The 20,373-nt window shown below is 73.6% G+C and carries 19 protein-coding genes; 12 read left to right on the top strand and 7 right to left on the bottom strand.

The genetic code is table 11. The features are described from left to right. Positions 1-300 precede the first annotated feature (300 nt). The gene (locus G5C62_RS16275) at positions 301-558 is read left to right on the top strand and encodes a hypothetical protein (RefSeq protein ID WP_164701787.1); all 258 of its coding nucleotides are present in this window, start codon (positions 301-303) and stop codon (positions 556-558) included. 104 nt (positions 559-662) lie between these two features. Then, on the top strand, positions 663-1,163 hold the full coding sequence (locus tag G5C62_RS16280; RefSeq protein WP_164701788.1) for a hypothetical protein: 501 nt from the start codon (positions 663-665) through the stop codon (positions 1,161-1,163). Positions 1,164-1,179: 16 nt separating this feature from the next. On the opposite strand, the gene rpsD is transcribed toward G5C62_RS16280, so the two are convergent. Continuing rightward, entirely contained in the window at positions 1,180-1,785 is a 606-nt protein-coding gene (rpsD, locus tag G5C62_RS16285) for a 30S ribosomal protein S4 (protein ID WP_164701789.1), read from the bottom strand. Positions 1,786-1,852: 67 nt separating this feature from the next. Between rpsD and G5C62_RS16290 the strand changes: the two genes are divergently transcribed. Beyond that, complete coding sequence (locus G5C62_RS16290; protein ID WP_164701790.1) at positions 1,853-2,647, top strand: DUF2470 domain-containing protein; 795 nt, start codon at positions 1,853-1,855, stop codon at positions 2,645-2,647. Between the two features lie 52 nt (positions 2,648-2,699). On the opposite strand, the gene G5C62_RS16295 is transcribed toward G5C62_RS16290, so the two are convergent. Genes G5C62_RS16295 through G5C62_RS16305 form a run of 3 tightly spaced genes read right to left on the bottom strand, consistent with a single transcriptional unit; the run spans position 2,700 to position 6,019 of the window. Beyond that, a complete protein-coding gene (locus tag G5C62_RS16295) occupies positions 2,700-2,966 on the bottom strand; it encodes a GlsB/YeaQ/YmgE family stress response membrane protein (protein ID WP_197058299.1) in 267 nt (88 codons plus the stop codon). Positions 2,967-3,023: 57 nt separating this feature from the next. Continuing rightward, a complete protein-coding gene (locus G5C62_RS16300) occupies positions 3,024-5,006 on the bottom strand; it encodes an AAA family ATPase (protein WP_164701791.1) in 1,983 nt (660 codons plus the stop codon). Between the two features lie 32 nt (positions 5,007-5,038). Next, positions 5,039-6,019 carry an aldo/keto reductase gene (locus G5C62_RS16305; protein WP_164701792.1) on the bottom strand — a complete coding sequence of 327 codons (981 nt, stop codon included), beginning with the start codon at positions 6,017-6,019 and terminating at the stop codon, positions 5,039-5,041. A gap of 161 nt (positions 6,020-6,180) precedes the next feature. On the opposite strand from G5C62_RS16305, the gene G5C62_RS16310 reads away from it, so the two are divergent. The 7 genes from G5C62_RS16310 (at position 6,181) to G5C62_RS16340 (ending at position 12,243) form a co-directional block, all read left to right on the top strand. Further along, entirely contained in the window at positions 6,181-7,014 is an 834-nt protein-coding gene (locus G5C62_RS16310; RefSeq protein WP_036332702.1) for an undecaprenyl-diphosphate phosphatase, read from the top strand. Between the two features lie 155 nt (positions 7,015-7,169). Then, positions 7,170-7,871 carry a histidine phosphatase family protein gene (locus G5C62_RS16315; protein ID WP_164701793.1) on the top strand — a complete coding sequence of 234 codons (702 nt, stop codon included), beginning with the start codon at positions 7,170-7,172 and terminating at the stop codon, positions 7,869-7,871. A 10-nt stretch (positions 7,872-7,881) separates the two neighbouring features. Further along, positions 7,882-8,433, top strand: coding sequence for a DUF3090 family protein (locus G5C62_RS16320; RefSeq protein WP_036332698.1), 552 nt, complete (start codon positions 7,882-7,884; stop codon positions 8,431-8,433). A gap of 12 nt (positions 8,434-8,445) precedes the next feature. Continuing rightward, positions 8,446-9,321: an SCO1664 family protein gene (locus G5C62_RS16325; protein ID WP_036332696.1), complete on the top strand. Its 876-nt coding sequence runs from the start codon at positions 8,446-8,448 to the stop codon at positions 9,319-9,321. 65 nt (positions 9,322-9,386) lie between these two features. Continuing rightward, a complete protein-coding gene (locus tag G5C62_RS16330; RefSeq protein WP_036332694.1) occupies positions 9,387-9,773 on the top strand; it encodes a VOC family protein in 387 nt (128 codons plus the stop codon). A gap of 80 nt (positions 9,774-9,853) precedes the next feature. Continuing rightward, entirely contained in the window at positions 9,854-11,137 is a 1,284-nt protein-coding gene (gene mshC, locus G5C62_RS16335) for a cysteine--1-D-myo-inosityl 2-amino-2-deoxy-alpha-D-glucopyranoside ligase (RefSeq protein ID WP_036332692.1), read from the top strand. Further along, positions 11,134-12,243, top strand: coding sequence for an HD domain-containing protein (locus G5C62_RS16340; protein ID WP_241175944.1), 1,110 nt, complete (start codon positions 11,134-11,136; stop codon positions 12,241-12,243). The genes mshC and G5C62_RS16340 overlap by 4 nt, the downstream gene beginning before the upstream one ends. A gap of 88 nt (positions 12,244-12,331) precedes the next feature. Here the strand turns inward: G5C62_RS16340 and G5C62_RS16345 are convergent, their stop codons facing one another. Further along, on the bottom strand, positions 12,332-13,192 hold the full coding sequence (locus G5C62_RS16345) for a PAC2 family protein (protein WP_036332690.1): 861 nt from the start codon (positions 13,190-13,192) through the stop codon (positions 12,332-12,334). A 212-nt stretch (positions 13,193-13,404) separates the two neighbouring features. Between G5C62_RS16345 and metH the strand changes: the two genes are divergently transcribed. Then, positions 13,405-17,199: a methionine synthase gene (gene metH / locus G5C62_RS16350; RefSeq protein WP_164701794.1), complete on the top strand. Its 3,795-nt coding sequence runs from the start codon at positions 13,405-13,407 to the stop codon at positions 17,197-17,199. Positions 17,200-17,286: 87 nt separating this feature from the next. Here the strand turns inward: metH and G5C62_RS16355 are convergent, their stop codons facing one another. Beyond that, complete coding sequence (locus tag G5C62_RS16355; protein WP_164701795.1) at positions 17,287-18,654, bottom strand: CopD family protein; 1,368 nt, start codon at positions 18,652-18,654, stop codon at positions 17,287-17,289. Then, the gene (locus tag G5C62_RS16360; RefSeq protein WP_164701796.1) at positions 18,651-19,214 is read right to left on the bottom strand and encodes a copper resistance CopC family protein; all 564 of its coding nucleotides are present in this window, start codon (positions 19,212-19,214) and stop codon (positions 18,651-18,653) included. The genes G5C62_RS16355 and G5C62_RS16360 overlap by 4 nt, the downstream gene beginning before the upstream one ends. A gap of 354 nt (positions 19,215-19,568) precedes the next feature. Between G5C62_RS16360 and G5C62_RS16365 the strand changes: the two genes are divergently transcribed. Further along, positions 19,569-20,339 (top strand): hypothetical protein, encoded by a 771-nt coding sequence (locus G5C62_RS16365; RefSeq protein WP_164701797.1) that lies wholly within the window; start codon positions 19,569-19,571, stop codon positions 20,337-20,339. Positions 20,340-20,373 lie beyond the last annotated feature (34 nt).

Raw genomic sequence — 20,373 nt, forward strand, 5'->3', positions numbered from 1 at the left:
GGGTCGATCGCCCCGTCGGCGAACAGGTCGCACAGCGCCTCGTGCACCATCCCGATCCGGGCCGGGTCGTGCTTGCGGTAGAGGCCCCAGTGCAGCCCGACGATGCTGTAGTTCTTGACCAGGGCGTACTCGTACTCGCCGGGTGCTGACACCTCGTCGATTGTGCCTGCCGGACGCCTGCGGGTCATGTGGTGGTCACCACGGAGCCACCCGGTCCGGGTGTCACCCCGGTGGAGTGCGGGCAGGGGAGGACGGCGCGGCCCGGCACCCGGCCGGGCCCTCGGCCAGCGAGGAGCCCTCATGACCGACCCCGAAGCCAACGACGCCGACCGCCTGGAGCAGCAGCGCACCACCGCCCCGACCGGCCCGGAGCTCGCCGACGAGGTGTCGCCGCTGGGCGCCGAGGTCCCCGAGGCCGACGCCATCGAGCAGCAGCTCAGCGCGACCCCGGGCACCTTCTCGACGATGCGGGACGCCGACCCGGAGGCCGACGAGTACGACGTCCTCGAGCAGCGGGCGGCCGTGCCGGACGACGACGAGGACCAGCAGCGCGGCTGACCCGGTCCGGGGCCACGGGCTGCCGGGTGTCGGGCATCGCCTGATCGGGTGGTCCGGGCGCCGGTCGTCCGCACCGCCCGTCACGGCGGGTGAGGATCGCGCCCGTGACCGCCGCGCTGACGACCGTGCTGCTCATCCTCGTGGGGCTGCCACTGCTGGCCTGGTGGGTCGGTGGCCGTTCGGTGTGGGGCCGCTTGAAGCCCGGCCGGGACCCGGATCCTTGGGGGGACCTGGTCCGCAGGCACCGCCTGACCCCCGCGGAGCAGTCCCGGGTGGGATCAGCGGTCAACCGCGGCCACGCGCTGGACGACGAGCGGCTCCGTGCCGCCGCGGTCGACCTGGCCCGCGGCCAGGCGGTGCAGCTCGACGTCGTGTGGAGCGGTGGCTCCCGTGCCCAGCGGATCGTGTCGCTGGTGGCCGTGGTGTGGTTCGTCGGCCTGGTGTCGAACGTCGTCCACGACCTGGTCGTCGGTGGTCTGTCCGACATCCCGTGGTTCGGCCTCGTGAGCATCGCCGCCATCGTCGGCATCCCCCTGGTACAGCGGCGGAAGATGCAGCGCGCGATCCGGGTCAACAGCGGACCGGTGACCGGGGCCGGGGCCTGACGGGCCCCGGCCCGGCTCAGCGGGAGTAGTACTCCACGACCAGCTGCTCCTCGCACACCACGGGGACCTCGGAGCGCTGCGGCCGGCGGACGACCACGCAGCGGAGCTCGGAGAGCTGGACCTCCAGGTAGGCCGGGGCGGCGGCGTGCGCCCCCGAGGCGGCGACCTGGAAGGGCAGCTTGGACTTGCTTCGCTCGGCGATCTCGACGACGTCGTAGGGCTGCACCTGGTAGCTGGGCCGGTCGACCCGCTTGCCGTTCACCGTGACGTGCTGGTGGCTGACCGTCTGCCGGGCCTGGTAGATCGTCCGGGCGAACCCGGCGCGCAGCACGGTCGCGTCCAGCCGTGCCTCGAGCTGGTGGGTGATCAGCTCCTCACCGGTCTTGCCACCGGTGCGCTTGGCCCGGTCGAACGCCGAGCGGAGCTGGGTCTCGCTGATGTCGTACTGCGCGCGCAGCCGCTGCTTCTCCAGCAGTCGCGTCTTGTAGTCGCTGGTGATCTTGCGCTTGCGGCCGTGCTCACCGGGCGGGTAGGGGCGCCGCTCGAAGTAGCGGACGTCCTTGGGGGTGAGAGGGATGCCCAGCGCACGTGAGCGCCGGACCTTGGGGCGGGAGCTGTTCACACGATCCTCCGGTTCGGTTAGGCTTACCTTACCGCGATGTCGAGTCGTCCTGAACCCGGAGTGCCGCATGACACGATCCACCCGCCCCGCCGCCCCCGGGCCCTCGTCCGACGCCCTCCGGCCCACCGGAGCCGAACGGGCGCGCACCGTGGCGGCCCGGCCGGCGGCCGCCGTCTGCGCTGCCGGCATCGACGGCAGCCGTGTGCTCGGGCACGCCGTCACCGCCCAGGGGCAGGTGCTCGTGGTCGTGCCGACCGACGGTGAGGTCTGCCGCACGGTCCAGGCGTCCGCCGACGGCGACCTCGCGGCGCTCCTGATGGTCACCGACCACGCCCCGGTGCCCCTTCGCGAGCCGGTGCGCGCCCAGGTCTGGTTGTCCGGGTGGCTCACGCCGCTGCTCGAGACCGACCAGCGGGACGCCGCGCTGGCGTTCGCCGACGTCGCCCCGGTGGGCGCGCTGCTGGACGTCGGGCGCAGCGCCACCCTGCTGCGGCTGGACCTGGCCGAGGTCGTGCTGGGGGAGTGCGGCGCGGTCACCGAGATCGACCCCGACGACTTCCTCGCCGCGGCGCCCGACCCGTTGATCGCGGTGGAGGGGCCGGCGCTGCAGCACCTCGACGTCGCCCACCCCGAGGAGCTGGACCTGCTGTGTTCCCGGGTGCCGGCCGCCTGGGTGGGGAGGGGCGACGCCGTCCGCCCGCTGGGCCTGGACCGGTACGGGTTCCGGCTGCGGATCGAGCAGCGCACGGGCCACCGGGACGTGCGCGTGCCCTTCACCGCGCCCGTCACCTGTGCCGACGACCTCGGCCCGGCGGTGCACCGGTTGCTCTGCGCCGCGAGACGCGCTTGCCCGGGACGCTGACCGCGAGGTCAGCGCCCCGGGCAGGGGAGTGGTGCGTCGAGCGGGGGCGAGGTCAGTGGACCTTGCGCCGACCGCCGCTCATGCCCTCGGCCACGCCGATCAACAGCACGGCGGCGACGATCGCGACGATCCCGCCGATGATGTTGAGCTCGCCGAAGTCACCGGTGCCCAGGAGGGTGGCCACGACGCCACCGATCAGGGAGCCGACGACGCCGAGGGCCAGGGTGGCCAGGATGCTGAGGTTCTGCTTGCCCGGCTTGATCAGCCGAGCGAGCGCACCGACGATGAGACCGAAGACGAGAAAACCGATGATGCCCATGGCTTGATGGGTTCCCCCAAGATCACGGGGCAAACGCGACCCACCCCATCGGGTGGGTCACTCCGCCAGTTCGGCGAGGAGCGTCGCCAACCGGGTCCGCCGCGGCCGGACGTCGACCTCCCGGACCGCCCGGGCCAGCGCAGCGCCGCTGGCGTGCACGATCGACAGGTGCTGCTGCGCCCGCGTGAGGGCGGTGTAGACCAGCGGCCGGGACAGCATCCCGCCGGCCTCCGGCGGCAGCACCACGACGACACCGGGCCACTCCGAGCCCTGCGCCCGGTGCACGGTGATCGCCCAGCCGTGCCGGAGGTCCGACAGCGCCTTGCCGTTCACCTTGACCGGCCCGGAGGCGAACGCGATGTCCAGCGAGCCCTCACCGGTGCCGGTCACCACACCGACCTCACCGTTGGCGAACCCGATCGGCTCCAGGTCGAGGTGGTTCGCCGTCGCGACCACCCGGTCGCCGACGTCGAACCCGAACACCGTGCCCTCGCCGGGGTTGAGCTGCGCCTTCAGCGCCTTGTTCAACTCGATGGTGCCGGCCGGCCCACGGTGCACCGGGGTGACCACCTGCACCGTCGACGGGTCGATGCCCAGCGCGCGTGGGATGGAGTCGGTGACCAGCTGCACGACCCGCTTGGCCGCCTCGGCGCTCCCGGTGGCCGGCACGATCACCACCTCCCGGTCGGGGGAGTCGACGTGCACCAGCTCACCGCCGCGCACCCCGGTGGCCAGCCGCGCGATCGCCCCACCCTCGGCCTGGCGGTGCAGCGTGGTCAGCTCGGTCACCGGCACCACGCCGGAGTCGATCAGGTCACCGAGGACGTGACCGGGGCCGATCGAGGGCAGCTGTGCCGGGTCGCCCACCAGCAGCAGGTGGGTGCCGTCCGGGCAGGCCTCCAGCAGCGCCGCGGTCAGCTCGACGTCCAGCATCGAGGCCTCGTCGACCACCACGACGTCGGCGTCCAGCGGCCACTCCTCGTTGCGGGCGAACCCACCGGTCATGCCCTGCGCGCCGAGCAGCCGGTGCACGGTCACCGCCGGGTGGTCGGTCAGCTCCTCCAGCCGCTTCGCCGCCCGGCCGGTCGGCGCCGCCAGGGCCACCTCGGTGCCCTTGGCCTGCAGCAGCTTCACCAGCGAGGCGACGGTCCGGCTCTTCCCGGTGCCCGGCCCGCCGGTCAGCAGCGAGATGCCGGCGCCGAGCACCTGGGCCACCGCAGCCTGCTGCGCCGGGTCCAGGCCCTTGGCCACCGACCGGACCGAGGCAGGGTCGGCGATCCGTCCGCTGGTGGCCGACAGGCGGTGCACGTTCTCCGCCACCGCCTCCTCCGCCATCCCGTACCGGGCCAGCGACAGGCTCAGTGACTGCGGTTCGTCCTCGTGATCGGGGTCCTCGTCCTCGGCCTCGGTCAGGGTTCCCTCGCGAGCTTGCGAGTGGAGGGGGGACCGAGGTCCTTCCGCGTGCTCGAGCACCTCACCGGACTCCACCGCGGCCACCACCGCGGCCGCCGGGTCGTCGATCTGCTCCGCGCGCAGCGCCGCTACCACGAGGTCGGCGGGGAGCACGGTGTGCCCGTCCCGGGTCGCGGTGCGCAAGGTCAGCGCCACGATCGCCCGGCCGCGGCGGGTGTCCTGCGGGTCGGCACCGGAGAGGACGGCGATCGCCAGCCGGTCGGCGTCGGCCAGCGTCACCCCGGTCAGGCCGAGCAGCGCCCACGGGTCGTCCCGGAGCCGGCGGGCGGCGTCGGGGCCGAGGGCGTCCGCGGAGTTCACCGCCAGCCGGGCGTTCAGCCCCGCGCCGACCAGCAGCTCGACGACCTCATAGGTCGACCGGGCGGCCAGGAACGAGCTGAACAACCGCTCGGCCCGCTGCCGGCCCACCCGGGGCAGCTTGAGCAGCCGGTCGGCGGTGACGTCGTCCGGGCCGGTGATGCCGGCGGCCGGCAGGTCGGCCGCCGTCCGCTTGCCCAGGCCCGGCCACAGGCCGGCGGAGCAGAAGGCGGCGAAGACGGGGTCGCCGGCAGGCGTCGGGGTGCTCACAGCTCGGTGCTCACGGTTCGGGTGCTCACTGTTCAGTGCTCCCGACGCTGCTCGGGATAGGAGAAGTGCGGCGCGGACACGTCGTCCAGCGCCGTGGTGATCGCCGGCGGCAGCCGGACCCCCTGGGCATCGAGGGCGGCCTGCAGCTGCTGGGCGGTCCGGGCGCCCACGATCGGGGCGACCACGCAGGGCCGGTCGTGCAGCCAGGCGAGGGCGACCCCCAGCGGCGTGGTGCCCAGCCCCTGCGCGGCGGTGACGACCGCCTCCACCACCCGGTCCGCGGTCGCCGACCGCAGCCCGTCGATGAACCCCAGCCACTGGGCGGACGCGCCACGCGAGTCGGCGGGTGTGCCGTCCCGGTACTTGCCGGTGAGCAGCCCCCGGCCCAGCGGCGACCACGGCAGGATGCCCAGCCCCAGCGCCTCCGCGGCCGGCTGCACCTCCCGCTCGACGCCGCGCTGCAGCAGCGAGTACTCGACCTGGGTGCTCACGATCGGGGTGCGCCCGGGCCAGGCGCGCTGCCAGGTGGCGGCCTGGGCGGTCTGCCAGCCGGAGAAGTTGCTCACCCCGACGTAGCGGGCCCGGCCGGAGGAGACGGCCAGGTCGCAGGCGGCCAGCGTCTCCTCCAGGGGCGTCGCGTCGTCCCAGGCGTGCAGCTGCCACAGGTCGACGTGGTCGATCCCCAGCCGCTCCAGGGACGCGTCCAGCGCCGAGAGCAGGTGCCCGCGGGAGGCGCCCCGGCCCATCGGCCCGGGCCCGGTGCGGCACGCCGCCTTCGTGGCGACCAGCACGTCGTCGCGCGGGACGACGTCGGCCAGCAGTCGCCCGAGCGTGCGCTCGCTCTCCCCGTCGGCGTAGACGTCGGCGGTGTCGACCAGCGTGCCGCCGGCGTCGACGAACGCCGTGAGCTGCATCGCGGCCTCGTCCTCGTCGGTGTCCCGGCCCCACGTGAGGGTGCCCAGCCCCAGCCGGGAGACCACGAGCCCACTGCGCCCGAGCGCCCGCTGTTCCACGACGGGTCAACCTACCGTTGCCCACCGACGCTCCCCGGCAGCGACGAACGTCTCCTGCCGAGGTGCCGGGCCCCGGTGTCCCGGCCACCTAGGGTGCCTGTCGTGCGCGAGCCCCCGACCTGCCCTGACCACCGCCCGGCCGAGCAGCGGAGGCGCTGACCGTGGGCTGGTTCGAAGCTCTCGTCCTCGGGGTGGTCCAGGGCCTCACCGAGTTCCTGCCGATCTCCTCCAGCGCCCACCTGCGGGTGGTCGGCGAGGCGTTCGGCTGGGGCGACCCCGGGGCGGCGTTCACCGCGATCACCCAGATCGGCACGGAGCTCGCCGTGCTCATCTACTTCCGGCACGACATCTGGCGGATCATCACGGCCTGGGTCCGGGGGCTGTTCGACCGCTCGGCCCGCAGCGACCCCGACGCCAGGATGGGCTGGCTGATCATCATCGGCAGCCTGCCGATCGTCGTCCTCGGGCTGCTGTTCCAGGACTCGATCGAGACGACGTTCCGGGACCTGCGGATCATCGCCGTCGCCCTGATCGTCTTCTCGCTGGTCCTCTACTGGGCCGACCGGGTGGGCAGCACCGAGCGCGACCTGCCCGACCTGACCGTCAAGCACGGCCTGACCTTCGGGTTCGCCCAGGCGATGGCGCTCATCCCGGGGGTCTCCCGCTCCGGCGGCACCATCACCGCCGGTCGCTTCCTGGGCTACAACCGCGCCGCGGCGGCGCGCTACTCGTTCCTGCTCGCCGTCCCCGCCGTGCTGGGCGCCGGGTTCTTCCAGGCCTACGAGTCCCTGACCGGCGACACCGAGGGCGAGGCGCTCTCGTGGGGCCCGACGATCCTGGCCACCGTCATCGCCTTCGGGATCGGGTACGCCGTCATCGCCTGGCTGCTGCGGTACCTGGCCCACGGCAGCTTCGCCCCGTTCGTGGTCTACCGGATCGTGCTCGGCGGCCTGGTGCTGGTGCTCGTCGGCACCGGCGTCCTCGAGCCGACCTGATGAAGGACCCCGTCCTCCTCGCCCCTCGCGAGCTCGCGGCGAGCCTGTGGGCGGGGCCTTAGAGTCGGCGGAGTGCGGAAGGACCCGCGAGCCCCCCACCGCTCGCAGGCTCGCGCCGGGCCCCTGCTCGCGGGCCGATCGAGGAGGCAAGCCCCATGACGACGGTCATCCTGCTCCGACACGGCCGGACGACGGCCAACACCGCCGGCGTGCTGGCCGGCTGGACCCCCGGGGTGCGGCTGGACGACACCGGCCAGACTCAGGTGCAGGCGGTCGCGCAGCGGCTGTCGGAGGTGCCGCTGGCCGCGGTGGTGAGCAGCCCGCTGGAGCGCTGCCAGCAGACCGCCGGCACGGTCGCCGAGGGGCGTGCGCTGGAGGTGCAGACCGACGACCGGTTCGGCGAGGCCCGCTACGGCGACTGGACCGGCCGCCCGATCAAGGAGCTGACCAAGGACCCGCTCTGGAAGGTCGTGCAGCAGCACCCCTCCGCCGCGGTCTTCCCCGGCCCGGAGGGGGAGGGGCTCGCCCAGACCCAGGCGCGCGCGGTGGCCGCCGTCCGGGAGTGGAACGGGAAGCTCGGGCCGGACGCCGTCTGGCTGGTCTGCAGCCACGGTGACGTGATCAAGGCGGTCCTGGCCGACGCTCTGGGGATGCACCTGGACTCCTTCCAGCGCATCGTCGTCGACCCGGCGTCGCTGTCGGTGGTCACCTACACCGACACCCGGCCGTTCCTGGTGCGGGTCAACGACACCGGCGGCGACGTCTCCGCCCTCATCCCGCCCAAGAAGAAGCGCGGTCGGCGCAAGCCCTCCTCCGACGCGGTCGTCGGCGGCGGCGCGGGCTCCGGCGCCGCGTAACCTGATCGCCGTGCCTCGTCAGGTCTTCCTCTTCGACCGTCCCACCCGGTTCGTCGCCGGCACGGTGGGCCAGCCCGGCGACCGCACCTTCTACCTGCAGGCCTCCGACGAGGCCGGCCGCACGATCAGCGTGGCGCTGGAGAAGACGCAGGTCCAGGTGCTGGCCGACCGGATGAGCGAGCTGCTCGACGAGGTGGCCAACCGCGCCGCCGTCGTCGTCCCGCCCGACGCCGACGTCGACGACCTCGAACCGCTCACCGCGCCCGTCGACGAGGAGTTCCGCGTCGCCGCGATGGGGCTGGCCTGGGACGGCGAGGAGGACGCGGTCGTCGTCGAGGCCGTCGCCGCCGGCGAGGAGCCGATCGAGGAGGACGTGATCCTCTCCGACAGCGACGAGGGCCCCGACGCCCTGCGGGTGACGATCACCCCGGTCGCGGCCCGGGCGTTCGTCGCCCGCGCCCGCCGGGTCATCGCCGCCGGCCGGCCCTCCTGCCCGCTGTGCTCCCTGCCGCTGGACCCGACCGGCCACGTCTGCCCGCGGCAGAACGGTTACCGCCGCTGAGCCGGCGCTGCGATGACCGCGCCTGATCCCCGCGACGACCGGCTGGAGCACCCGCTGACCGACGAGCCCCTCGAGCTGGACGACGACGAGCTGGACGACGACGAGTTCGAGGGGGACGACGGCGACGTCGTCGAGCTCGATGTCGCCGCGTTCGACCACGGTGACCGCCGGCCACCCAGCGGCGCCGACGAGGTCACCGCCCTGCTGCGCGAGGGCGTGCTGGACATGGAGGGCCGCCTCCTCGACGCCAGCAACGTCACCCTCATCGGGGGGATCCGCACCGACCAGCTGGCTGCCACCTGCGTGTACAAGCCGGTGGCGGGGGAGCGGCCGCTGTGGGACTTCCCCGACGGCACCCTCGCCGGCCGCGAGATCAGCGCGCACCTGGTGTCGGAGGCGACCGGCTGGTCGATCGTGCCGCCCACCGTGCTGCGCGAGGGCCCGTTCGGCCCCGGCATGGTCCAGCTGTGGATGGACGCCGACCCCGCCGTCGAGCTCACCGAGTTCGTCCGGCTCGACGTCCCCGAGCTGCGCCGGATGGCGGTCTTCGACGCGGTGGTGAACAACGCCGACCGCAAGGGCGGCCACATCATCCCGATGCGCGGTGGACACGTGTACGGCGTCGACCACGGCATCTGCTTCTCCGTGGAACCCAAGCTGCGCACCCTGCTGTGGCGCTGGGCCGGCAGGCCCCTGCTGGCGGAGCACCTGGCCGTGCTGGAGCAGCTGGCCGAGCAGCTCCGCGGCGACCTGGGTGACCAGCTGCACGAGCACCTCACCCGGCGCGAGGTGCGGCGCACCCAGCAGCGGGTGGCCGAGCTGCTGCGCAGCGGGCTGCACCCCCAGCCCAGCGGTGACTGGCCCGCGCTGCCCTGGCCCCCGTTCTAGAGCACAGCGGCAGTGGCCGGGCCCGGGCGGCTGACTTCCCGGGCGCGGGCTGCCAGGGTGGGTGGGTGCCTCATCGCAGCCGACTCGCGATCCTGTTGATCGACCTCCCTCCCCAGCTGCACGACCGGGGCCAGCAGTTCTGGTCCGCCGCCACCGGTCACGCCGTGGAGCCCGACACCATCGACGACGCGTGGTCCTCGCTCGGTTCCTTCGCCGACGGGTTCCACCTGGAGGTCCAGCGCACCGGGGTGGGCACCCCGCCGCGCTGGCACGTGGACATCGAGACCGACGACGTGCACGCGGAGGTGGCCCGGCTGGAGGCCCTCGGGGCGCTCCGGATGGCCGACATGGGCGGGTTCTGGCAGATGAAGGACCCCGCCGGGCTGCTGTTCTGCGTGGTCGGCGTCCAGACCGGTGAGGAGTTCGACCGGCACGCCACCACCTGGCCCTGACGGACCGCCGGACGGCGGTGGAGCGCGCCGGGGACCGGGTGCCGTGCCGCCCTGTCGGTGGCCGGATCTAGGCTCCTGACGTGCTCTCCTGGCCTGCCCCGCTGCTCCCCACCCTGCCCGGGTCCGGCCCCGCTCTGCGGCTGTACGACACCGCCCGCGGCGAGGTGGTCGAGACCTCCCCGGGCCGCACCGCCCGGATGTACGTCTGCGGCATCACGCCCTACGACGCCACGCACCTCGGCCACGCGGCCACCTACCTGGCCTTCGACCTGGTCAACCGGGTGTGGCGCGACGCCCGGCACGCCGTGCACTACGTGCAGAACGTCACCGACGTCGACGATCCGCTGTTCGAGCGGGCCGACCGCGACGGCGAGGACTGGATCGTGCTGGGCATGCGCGAGACGGCGCTGTTCCGCGAGGACATGACCGCGCTGCGGGTGCTGCCGCCGGAGGACTTCGTCGGCGCCGTCGAGTCGATCCCGCGGATCGCCGCGCACGTGGAGAGCCTGTGGGACGCCGGCCTGGCCTACCAGCTGGAGGACGGCACCGGGGACGTCTACCACGACGTCGCCCAGGCACCCGGGTTCGGCTCCGAGTCCGGTTACGACGAGGCGACCATGCTGCGGCTGTCCGCCGAGCGGGGCGGCGACCCCGACCGGGCGGGCAAGCGGCACGCGCTCGACCCGCTGCTGTGGCGAGGGGCTCGCGAGGGCGAGCCGTCCTGGCCCGGTCCGCGCGGCGTCGCGGGCCGCCCGGGCTGGCACGTCGAGTGCGCCACGATCGCACTCGACCGGATCGGCATGGGCTTCGACGTCCAGGGCGGCGGCAGCGACCTCGTCTTCCCGCACCACGAGTACTCCGCCGTCCACGCCGAGGCGCTCACCGGCACCAAGCCCTTCGCCCGGGCCTACGTGCACGCCGCGATGATCGGGCTGGACGGCGAGAAGATGAGCAAGAGCCGGGGCAACCTGGTCTTCGTCTCCCGGCTCCGCGGCGACCGCACCGACCCGATGGCGATCCGGCTGGCCCTGCTGTCCGGGCACTACCGCACCGACCGGGCCTGGGCCCCCGAGCTGCTGGCGCAGGCGCAGCGGCGGCTGGACACCTGGCGGCGGGCCGTGGAGCTGCCGCTGGGCGCGCCGGCCGGCCCCGTGCTGGCCGCCGTCCGGGAGCGGCTGGCCGACGACCTCGACACCCCCGGCGCGATCGCCGCCGTCGACCGCTGGGCCGCCGCCAGCCTCGCCGAGGCCGCCTCCGGTCCGGGCCTGCCCGCCGCCCAGGCCACCGACGACTGGGACGAGCAGTCGCCGGCCGTCGTCCGCGACGTGGTCGACGCACTGCTCGGCGTCGCTCTCACGCCGTGAGCGAGGGCGGGACGGGGTTCGAGTGGCTGGCGTACCCGCCTGCCTTCACCCGGATCGACCGGCAGGCACGGGAGGACGCCGAGGCAGCTCTTGCCCCGGCGGCCGCGCGGTCCTCCCGGAGCCGGGGACGGGCGCGCCCTGAGCCCGACGACGGACTCCGCACCTGCTGGGAGTTCGACCGCGACCGGGTGCTGCACGCCAAGGCCTTCCGCCGGCTCAAGCACAAGACCCAGGTCTTCCTGCACCCCGACGGCGACCACTTCGTCACCCGGCTCACCCACACCCTCCAGGTCACCCAGGTCGCCCGGTCACTGGCCCGGGCCCTGGGCCTGCACGAGACCCTGGCCGAGGCGATCGCGCTGGCCCACGACGTGGGCCACTCGCCGTTCGGGCACATCGGTGAGGAGGCCCTGGAGCCCTACGTCGCAGGAGGCTGGCACCACGCCGCCCAGGGGGTGCGGATCGTCGAGGTGCTCGAGGACCTCAACCTCACCTGGGAGGTGCGCGACGGCGTCCGGGCACACAGCTGGAAAATCACCCCGCCGCCGGCCACCCGGGAGGCGGAGTGCGTGAAGTTCGCCGACCGGATCGGCTACCTCTCCCACGACGCGCTGGACGCCGTCCGGGCCGGGGTGCTGCGCGCCGGTGACCTGCCGGCCCGCACGCTGGCCACCTTCGGCCCGCCCGGCGGGGCGATGGTCGGCGCGATGATCGAGGCGGTCGTCGACGGCACGTACGCCTCGGCGCGCGAGGAGGCCCGACACGCCGTCCCCGGCGGCCCGCCGGCACCGGCCGTGCGGATGGCGCCGGACGCCCTCGAGGCGATGAACGAGCTGCGGGCGTTCATGTTCGAGCGGGTCTACGAGTCCGAGATCGCCGCCGGGCAGAAGCACGTGGCGATCGAGGTGATCCGCCGGCTGGTCGACCACCACCTGGCCCATCCCGAGCTCATGCCGGCCAGCTACCGGGACACCGAGGCCGGCCTGGTCACCCAGGTCGTCGACTACGTGACCGGGATGACCGACCGGTTCGCCCTCGCCACGTACGACCGGCTCTTCGACGACACGGCCACCGTCCGGATGCGCCCGCTGCTCGTCACACCCTGAGAAAGGGCTGGCGACGAGAACGGGCTGAGGGTCGTCATCCCGTCGAGATGACGACCTTCAGCCCGTTCTGATCTTGAAGCGACCGGGGTCAGCTCGTGCCGCCGCGGCGGCGCAAGTACCTCTCGAACTCGCGGGCGATCTGGTCGCCGTTGGCCTGGGACAGGTCGCTGGCCGTCTGCCGCTCCTCCAGGGAGCGCACGTACTCGACGACCTCCTCGTCCTCCTGGGCCATCTCGTCGACGGTCTTCACCCACTCGTCGGCCTGGTCGGGCAGGGTGCCCAGCGGCACGGTGACCTCGAGGACCTCCTCGACCCGGGTCAGCAGCGCCATCGTCGCCCTGGGGGAGGGGGGCTGGGAGACGTAGTGCGGCACGGCCGCCCAGAAGCTCACCGCCGGCAGCCCGGCCTGCACGCAGGCATCGGCGAAGACGCCGAGGATGCCGGTCGGACCCTGGTAGGTGGACGTCTCCACACCCCACTGCCGCGCCGACTCGGCGTCGTAGGCCGAGCCGGTCACCGGCGTGGGCCGGGTGTGCGGCGTGTCGGCCAGCAACGCGCCGAGCGCGACCACCGTCTGGGCGCCGAGCTCCTGGATCAGCTCGATCAGCTCGTCGCAGAAGCTGCGCCAGCGCATGTTCGGCTCGATGCCGCGGATGAGGACGACGTGCCGCTCACTGCCCGGCGGCTTGACCACCGACAGCCGGGTGGTGGGCCACTCGACCCGGCGGGTGACGCCGTCGATCAGGGAGACGGTCGGCCGGTTGACCTGGAAGTCGTAGTAGTCCTCGGGGTCCAGCGCAGCGAGCGGGGTGGCGTTCCAGGTCAGCTCCAGGTGCTCCACGGCACCGGTGGCGGCGTCCCCGGCGTCGTTCCATCCCTCGAACGCGACCACGACCACGGGGTCGTCCAGCTCGGGCAGGTCGTCAGCGTCGGACTTCGGATCGATCACCCTTCGAGCCTACGTCGATCTGGCCCGCCGCCCCGGTTGCTCGTGGGGCGTCCGGGACCGCCCGGGCCACGGGGTGCACCCGGGCAGGGGAGGGAAGTGCGACGATGGGGGCGCTGTTCGAGGACGACGAGGCCGCTCGCCCGTCGGAGTTGCCAGGGCCCTGGCGCCGGACGCCTCCGTGACCGTGCCCGATCGACCACCGAGGACTGCCCGTGCCTGCATCCCCGCACGTCCGCCCTGACGCCACGACCGCGCTCACCGCGCTGCTGCAGCAGCGGATCCTGGTGCTCGACGGGGCGATGGGCACGGCCATCCAGCGGGACCGGCCGGACGAGGCCGGCTACCGCGGTGAGCGGTTCGCCGACTGGCCCAGCGACGTCCAGGGCAACAACGACCTGCTCAGCATCACCGCCCCGGAGATCATCAGCGGCATCCACCGCGAGTACCTCGACGCCGGCGCGGACCTGATCGAGACCAACACGTTCAACGCGACCCGGATCTCGCTGCTCGACTACGGGATGTCCGACCTGGCGTACGAGCTGAACGTCGCCTCCGCCCGGCTCGCCCGCGCCGCCTGCGACGCGGTCAGCACACCGGAGAAGCCGCGCTACGTCGTCGGTGCGCTCGGCCCGACCAGCCGGACGGCGTCCATCTCACCCGACGTGAACGACCCCGGCGCCCGCAACGTCAGCTTCGACGAGCTCGTCGAGGCCTACCTGGAGCAGGCCGACGGGCTGGTCGACGGCGGCTCGGACGTGCTGCTGATCGAGACGATCTTCGACACCCTGAACGCCAAGGCGGCCATCTTCGCGCTGGAGACGCTGTTCGCCGACCGCGGGCGCCGCTGGCCGGTGATGATCTCCGGCACGATCACCGACGCCTCCGGGCGCACCCTCTCCGGGCAGGTCACCGAGGCGTTCTGGCACTCGGTACGGCACGTCGAGCCGCTGCTGGTGGGGCTGAACTGCGCGCTGGGTGCCAAGGAGATGCGGCCCTACATCGCCGAGATCTCCCGGATCGCGGACACCTTCGTCTCCTGCTATCCCAACGCCGGGCTGCCCAACGCCTTCGGTGAGTACGACGAGTCGCCCGAGGAGACCGCGGCGATCGTCGGGGAGTTCGCCGAGAGCGGCTTCGTGAACCTGGTCGGCGGCTGCTGCGGCACCACGCCGGCCCACATCGCCGCCATCGCCGGCTCGGTCGCCGGCCGGGCCCCGCGGACGCCGGTCGAGGTCGCCCCGGCGCTGCGGCTGTCCGGGCTGGAGCCGCTGACGGTCACCGAGGACAGCCTGTTCGTCAACGTCGGCGAGCGGACCAACATCACCGGCTCGGCCCGTTTCCGCAACCTCATCAAGGCCGGCGACTACCCGACCGCCCTCGCCGTCGCCCGCCAGCAGGTCGAGGCCGGCGCGCAGGTCATCGACGTCAACATGGACGAGGGGATGATCGACGGCGTCGCGGCGATGGACCGGTTCCTGAAGCTGGTCGCCACCGAGCCCGACATCTGCCGGGTGCCCACGATGATCGACTCCTCGAAGTGGGAGGTCATCGAGGCCGGGCTCAAGTGCGTCCAGGGCAAGGCGATCGTCAACTCCATCTCGCTGAAGAACGGCGAGGAGGAGTTCGTCACCCAGGCCCGGCTCTGCCGCAAGTACGGCGCCGCGGTCGTGGTGATGGCCTTCGACGAGGACGGCCAGGCCGACAGCCTGCAGCGCCGCCAGGAGATCTGCCGGCGGGCCTACGACGTCCTCACCCAGCAGGTGGGCTTCCCGGCCGAGGACATCATCTTCGACCCCAACGTCTTCGCCGTGGCCACCGGCATCGAGGAGCACGCCACCTACGGGGTCGACTTCATCGAGGCCACGAGGTGGATCAAGCAGAACCTGCCCGGCGCGCTGGTCTCCGGCGGCGTCTCCAACGTGTCGTTCTCCTTCCGCGGCAACAACCCGGTGCGGGAGGCGATCCACGCCGTCTTCCTGTTCCACGCCATCGCCGCCGGCATGGACATGGGGATCGTCAACGCCGGCGCCCTGGAGGTCTACGACGAGGTGCCGGCGCTGCTGCGCGAGCGGATCGAGGACGTCGTCCTCAACCGCCGCCCGGACAGCACCGAGCGGCTGCTGGAGATCGCCGCGGACTTCGCCGGCGACGGGGCGGCCAAGGAGGTCGCCACCGAGGAGTGGCGGTCGCTGCCGGTGGGGGAGCGGATCACCCACGCCCTGGTGAAGGGGATCGACGCGTTCGTCGAGACCGACACCGAGGAACTGCGCCAGGAGATCAGCGCCCGCGGCGGCCGGCCCATCGAGGTGATCGAGGGGCCGCTGATGGCCGGCATGAACGTCGTCGGCGACCTGTTCGGCGCCGGGAAGATGTTCCTGCCCCAGGTGGTGAAGTCGGCACGGGTGATGAAGAAGGCCGTCGCGCACCTGATCCCGTTCATCGAGGCGGAGAAGCAGCCCGGGGACGCCGAGCGCAGCAACGGCAAGGTCGTGATGGCCACCGTGAAGGGCGACGTCCACGACATCGGGAAGAACATCGTCGGCGTCGTCCTGCAGTGCAACAACTACGACGTGGTCGACCTCGGCGTGATGGTGCCCGCCCAGCGGATCCTGGACGCCGCCAAGGAGGAGGGCGCCGACGTCATCGGGCTCTCCGGGCTGATCACCCCCTCCCTGGACGAGATGGTCAACCTGGCCACCGAGATGGAGCGGCAGGGGTTCACCATCCCGCTGCTGGTCGGCGGGGCCACCACCTCCCGCGCGCACACCGCGGTGAAGGTCGCGCAGAAGTACTCCGGCCCGGTCATCTGGGTGAAGGACGCCTCGCGGTCGGTGCCGGTCGTCGCCGCGCTGCTGTCCGACGAGCAGCGCCCGGCCCTGCTCGCCGAGACCGACGCCGACTACGCCGCGCTTCGGGAACGGCACGCGGCCCGGCAGGACACCCGCTCGCTCCTCCCGCTGGCCGCTGCCCGCGCGGCGGCGACCCCGATCGACTGGAGCGCCCACCACCCGCCGCGGCCCCGGATGCTGCTGCAGCAGACGAAGGACGTCTGCGCCGGGCCGAGCTGCGACCACCGGCACGGGGTGGCCACCCAGTTCGTGCGCAGCTTCGCCGACTACCCGCTGGACGAGCTGCGGGAGTACATCGACTGGCAGCCGTTCTTCAACGCCTGGGAGATGCGCGGCCGGTTCCCCGACATCCTGCACAACCCGACCACCGGGGAGGCGGCCCGCCGGCTGTACGAGGACGCGCAGGCGATGCTCGACCAGCTGATCGCCGAGCGGTGGCTGCGGGCCAGCGGCGTCTTCGGGCTGTTCCCGGCCAGCCAGGTGGACGGCGACTCCATCGAGGTCTACACCGACGAGTCCCGCACCGCCGTCCGGGCGACGCTGCACCAGCTGCGGCAGCAGACCGAGGGCCGGGACGGCTCGCCGCGCAAGTCGCTGGCCGACTTCGTCGCACCCAAGGCGACCGGGCTCCGGGACCACGTGGGCGCGTTCGCCGTCACCGCCGGCCTGGGGTCGGCGGAGAAGGTGGCCGAGTTCAAGAAGGCCAACGACGACTACAGCGCGATCCTGCTGGAGTCGCTGGCCGACCGGCTGGCCGAGGCGTTCGCCGAGCGGCTGCACGAGCGGGTGCGCACCGAGTTCTGGGCGTACGCCCCCGACGAGCACCTGGACGCCGACGGGCTGCTCGCGGAGAAGTACGCCGGCATCCGCCCCGCACCGGGCTACCCGGCCTGCCCCGAGCACACCGAGAAGCAGACGATCTGGGAGCTGCTCGACGTGGAGGCCGCCACCGGCATCCAGCTCACCGAGAGCATGGCCATGTGGCCGGGGGCGGCCGTCAGCGGTCTGTACTTCGCCCACCCGGAGTCGCGGTACTTCGTGCTGGGCCGGATCGGCCGCGACCAGGTCGAGGACTACGCCCGGCGCAAGGGCTGGACGGTCGCCGAGGCGGAGCGGTGGCTCTCACCCAACCTGGGCTACCGCACCGAGGACGAATGAAGGACCCTGGTCTCCCTCACCCTTCGCAGGCTCAGGGCGAGCCTCTGGACCAGGGCCGACGGTGGAGCTCCGCGCAGGTCCACGGGGTCACTCCACGACGAGGACGTCGGTGTAGGTCGCCGAGTGGCGGCTGCTGAAGGCGTACTGACCCGGCTGGTCGGGCGCCGCGAAGGTCAGCAGCGTCCCGGCGGCGACGTCGACGTCGAACGAGCCGTCGTCCGCGGTGATCGTCACCGGCTGACCGCTGGCGTTGTGCACGGTCACCCGCGACCCGGCGGCGACCGGGCCGGCCACGTGGAAGCGGTCCTCGTCGACCAGGACGCCGACCGAGAGCTCGCCGTGGTCGTGCCCGGCCATGGGGTCCGCAGCCGCCGCGGGAGCTGCCGGCGCGGCCGTCGCTGACCCCACCCCGGCCGCGACCGGGGGCGGGGATGCCGCCAGTGCCACGGCCAGGGCGACCGTCGCCAGCAGCACGGCCGTCTCCACGACGGCCAGCCGCCGGAAGGCGCCCGGCTGCCCCGCCCGCAGCTGCGGCAGGGTGCGGCGCCGGTGCTGCCAGCCCAGCAGGCCCACGACGGTCAGCCCCAGCGTCTTGCCGAGCAGCAGCACGCCGTAGCCGGTGCCCAGCGCGGCGACCACGGCCCCGGCGCCGCCCAGGACGACCCCCGCCGCCAGCACCCCGGACACCGCGGTGGCCCCGAAGCACCACAGCGCGACCGCGCTGTACCGCCCGGCGGCCGCCGGCGTGGCCCGGCCGTACCGCAGCAGGGCGCCCAGCCCGCCGACCCACAGGCTCGCCGCGACGACGTGCACGGCGAGGGTGGTCATCGCGACCAGGTGGTCCTCCGCGGCCGACGAGTGCCCGCTGAGCACCACCGGGACGACCAGGGCGGCCAGCGCACCGGCCAGCAGCAGCCGCGCACCCCCGCGGCCGGTGCCGGGCCGGGCCGCCACCGCGAGCCCTGCGGTGATCGCGGTGACCAGCAGCACGGCACGGCCGGCGCCGGTGTCGAGGAGGAACACCCGGACCGAGGACCCGTCCAGCGCGGTCGGGGCCACGCCCACCAGCCGGCTGACGGTGAGCAGGCCGCCGAGCGAGGTCGCCAGCGCCCAGGCCAGCGCCCACGCCGACGCCGTCGACACGGCGCGCCTGGCCTGTGGGGCCAGCTGCCCGGCGCCTGCGGGGAGCAGGACGGCGGCGAACAGCAGGGTCCCCACCGTGCCCACCGCGGCGATCCGGGCGGCCAGTGTGATCACCGGCCCACCCCACTCCACCAGCAGGCCTGCCTCGCGCAGCCCGACGGCGGCGGGAGTCGTCGGGCCGCTGCCCACGGCGATCGCCCAGCCCAGGACCGCGAGCAGGCCGGCCACCGCGGCCGTGGCCGTCGGCACCCGCCACCGGGCCCGCTGCGGCGCACGCTGCTCCTGGTCCGGGCGGACCACGGTGCTGGTCACCGCCGGCCGCGCAGCCGGCCGAGGACCAGCGCAGCCGCCGCCCCGAGGGCCAGGACGCCACCGACCAGCCAGCCGACCGGGAGGGCGGGGTCGGCCGCCGCGGCCGCCACCGACGGGGGCGCCGCGTCCGGGGTCGCCGCGTCCGGGGCCGGCGTGCTCCCCGCGGCGACCGTGAAGTCCCAGGAGCCGGTGAGCGGGTGCCCGTCCGAGGAGGTGCTGCGCCACTGCACGGTGTAGCTCCCTGCGGAGAGCTCGGCGGTCAGTGACTGGACGACGGTCGTGTCCCGCATCTCGGCGGCGCCGGTGGACACCACGGCGCCGTCCGGGCCGAGCACCAGCACCTCGGTGCCCAGCGGCAGCGGCGTCGCGCTGAACTCCAGCTCCACCGAGGACGGAGCTGTCGGCACGGCGGCGCCGGCTACCGGGCTGCTGCTCACGAGCGCGTCATGGGCCCGGGCGGGAGGCGCCCCGATGCCGAGGAGCAGCACGGTCAGCAACCCCACCAGCAGCACCGGCCCGGGGCGCGGACCGGCGATCGGGAGGGCGTGCAGAACAGTCATGCCCGTTCTTCGTCCGCGACCGCCCTTCCGGTTGGTCCGGCCCTCGCCGAACGCCATGTGCTGATCGTCGTCTCCGCCCGTACGAGGCCGGACTCCCACCCGCTGCACAGCCCGGCATCAGGAAATTCCTGGGCGGCAGTGAACCGATCCCGCACCACCTCCCGAATGTCGGGTGGTCAGCGCGGCAGTGGGGAGATCCCCGCTGGGGGATCCGTCGGCTGTCCGGGGTCGTCAGACCTGTTCCGCGGTGGGGGCAACGGTGCACCCGCCGACCGACCGGACGAGCGGTGTCAGCCGCCGTCCGCTGCTCCCACCTCACGGTGGGTGCGGCACTCCGATCACGAGGAGCACACCTTGCGCAAGGCACACGCACTCCCGGCCATCGCCATCGCCGCTGCAGCGTTCCCGCTGCTCACCATGAGCACCGCCTTCGCCCACGAGGGGGCCACCAGCTACCAGGCCGACCTCGGTGCGCTCAACCAGTCGGGCGTCGACGGCACCGGGATGGTCACGCTGGACGGCAACACGGCGACCGTCATGATCGAGGCGTCCGGGCTGCTGGCGGGTTCGCCGCACGCCCAGCACTTCCACATCGGCGCCCTGGGCGAGTGCCCGACCGACGCCGACGACACGGACGGCGACGGCTTCCTCAGCACCACCGAGGGTGCACCGGCCTACGGCGCCATCGGCACGTCGCTGACCACCACCGGCGACACCAGCCCGGACAGCGGCCTGGCCATCGACCGCTTCCCGACCGCGGACGACGGCACGCTCAGCTACGAGCGCACCTTCGAGGTCACCGACGACGTCCACGCGGCGTTCGAGGCGGGCACGGCCGTCCTGGTCGTGCACGGCGTCGACAAGAACGACTCCGGTGCCTACGACGGTGACGTCATGAGCGACCTCGACCCGTCGCTGCCGATGGAGGCCACCGCCCCCGCCGCCTGTGGTGCGCTCGAGGTCGCGCAGATGGGTGCCGCGCCGGCCGGTGGCGCCGAGACCGGTGCGGGCAGCACCTCCGGTACCGAGAACACCGCCGTGATCGGCGTCGGCGTCCTGGCCGCCGCCGGTGCTGCGGGTGCCGGTGCGATCGCCTACCGCCGTCGTCAGGCCGAGCAGGCCTGATCCGGCTCCGGGTCGCGCGGGGAGGGCTGACCTC

The organism is Modestobacter sp. KNN46-3 (genome assembly GCF_011039295.1).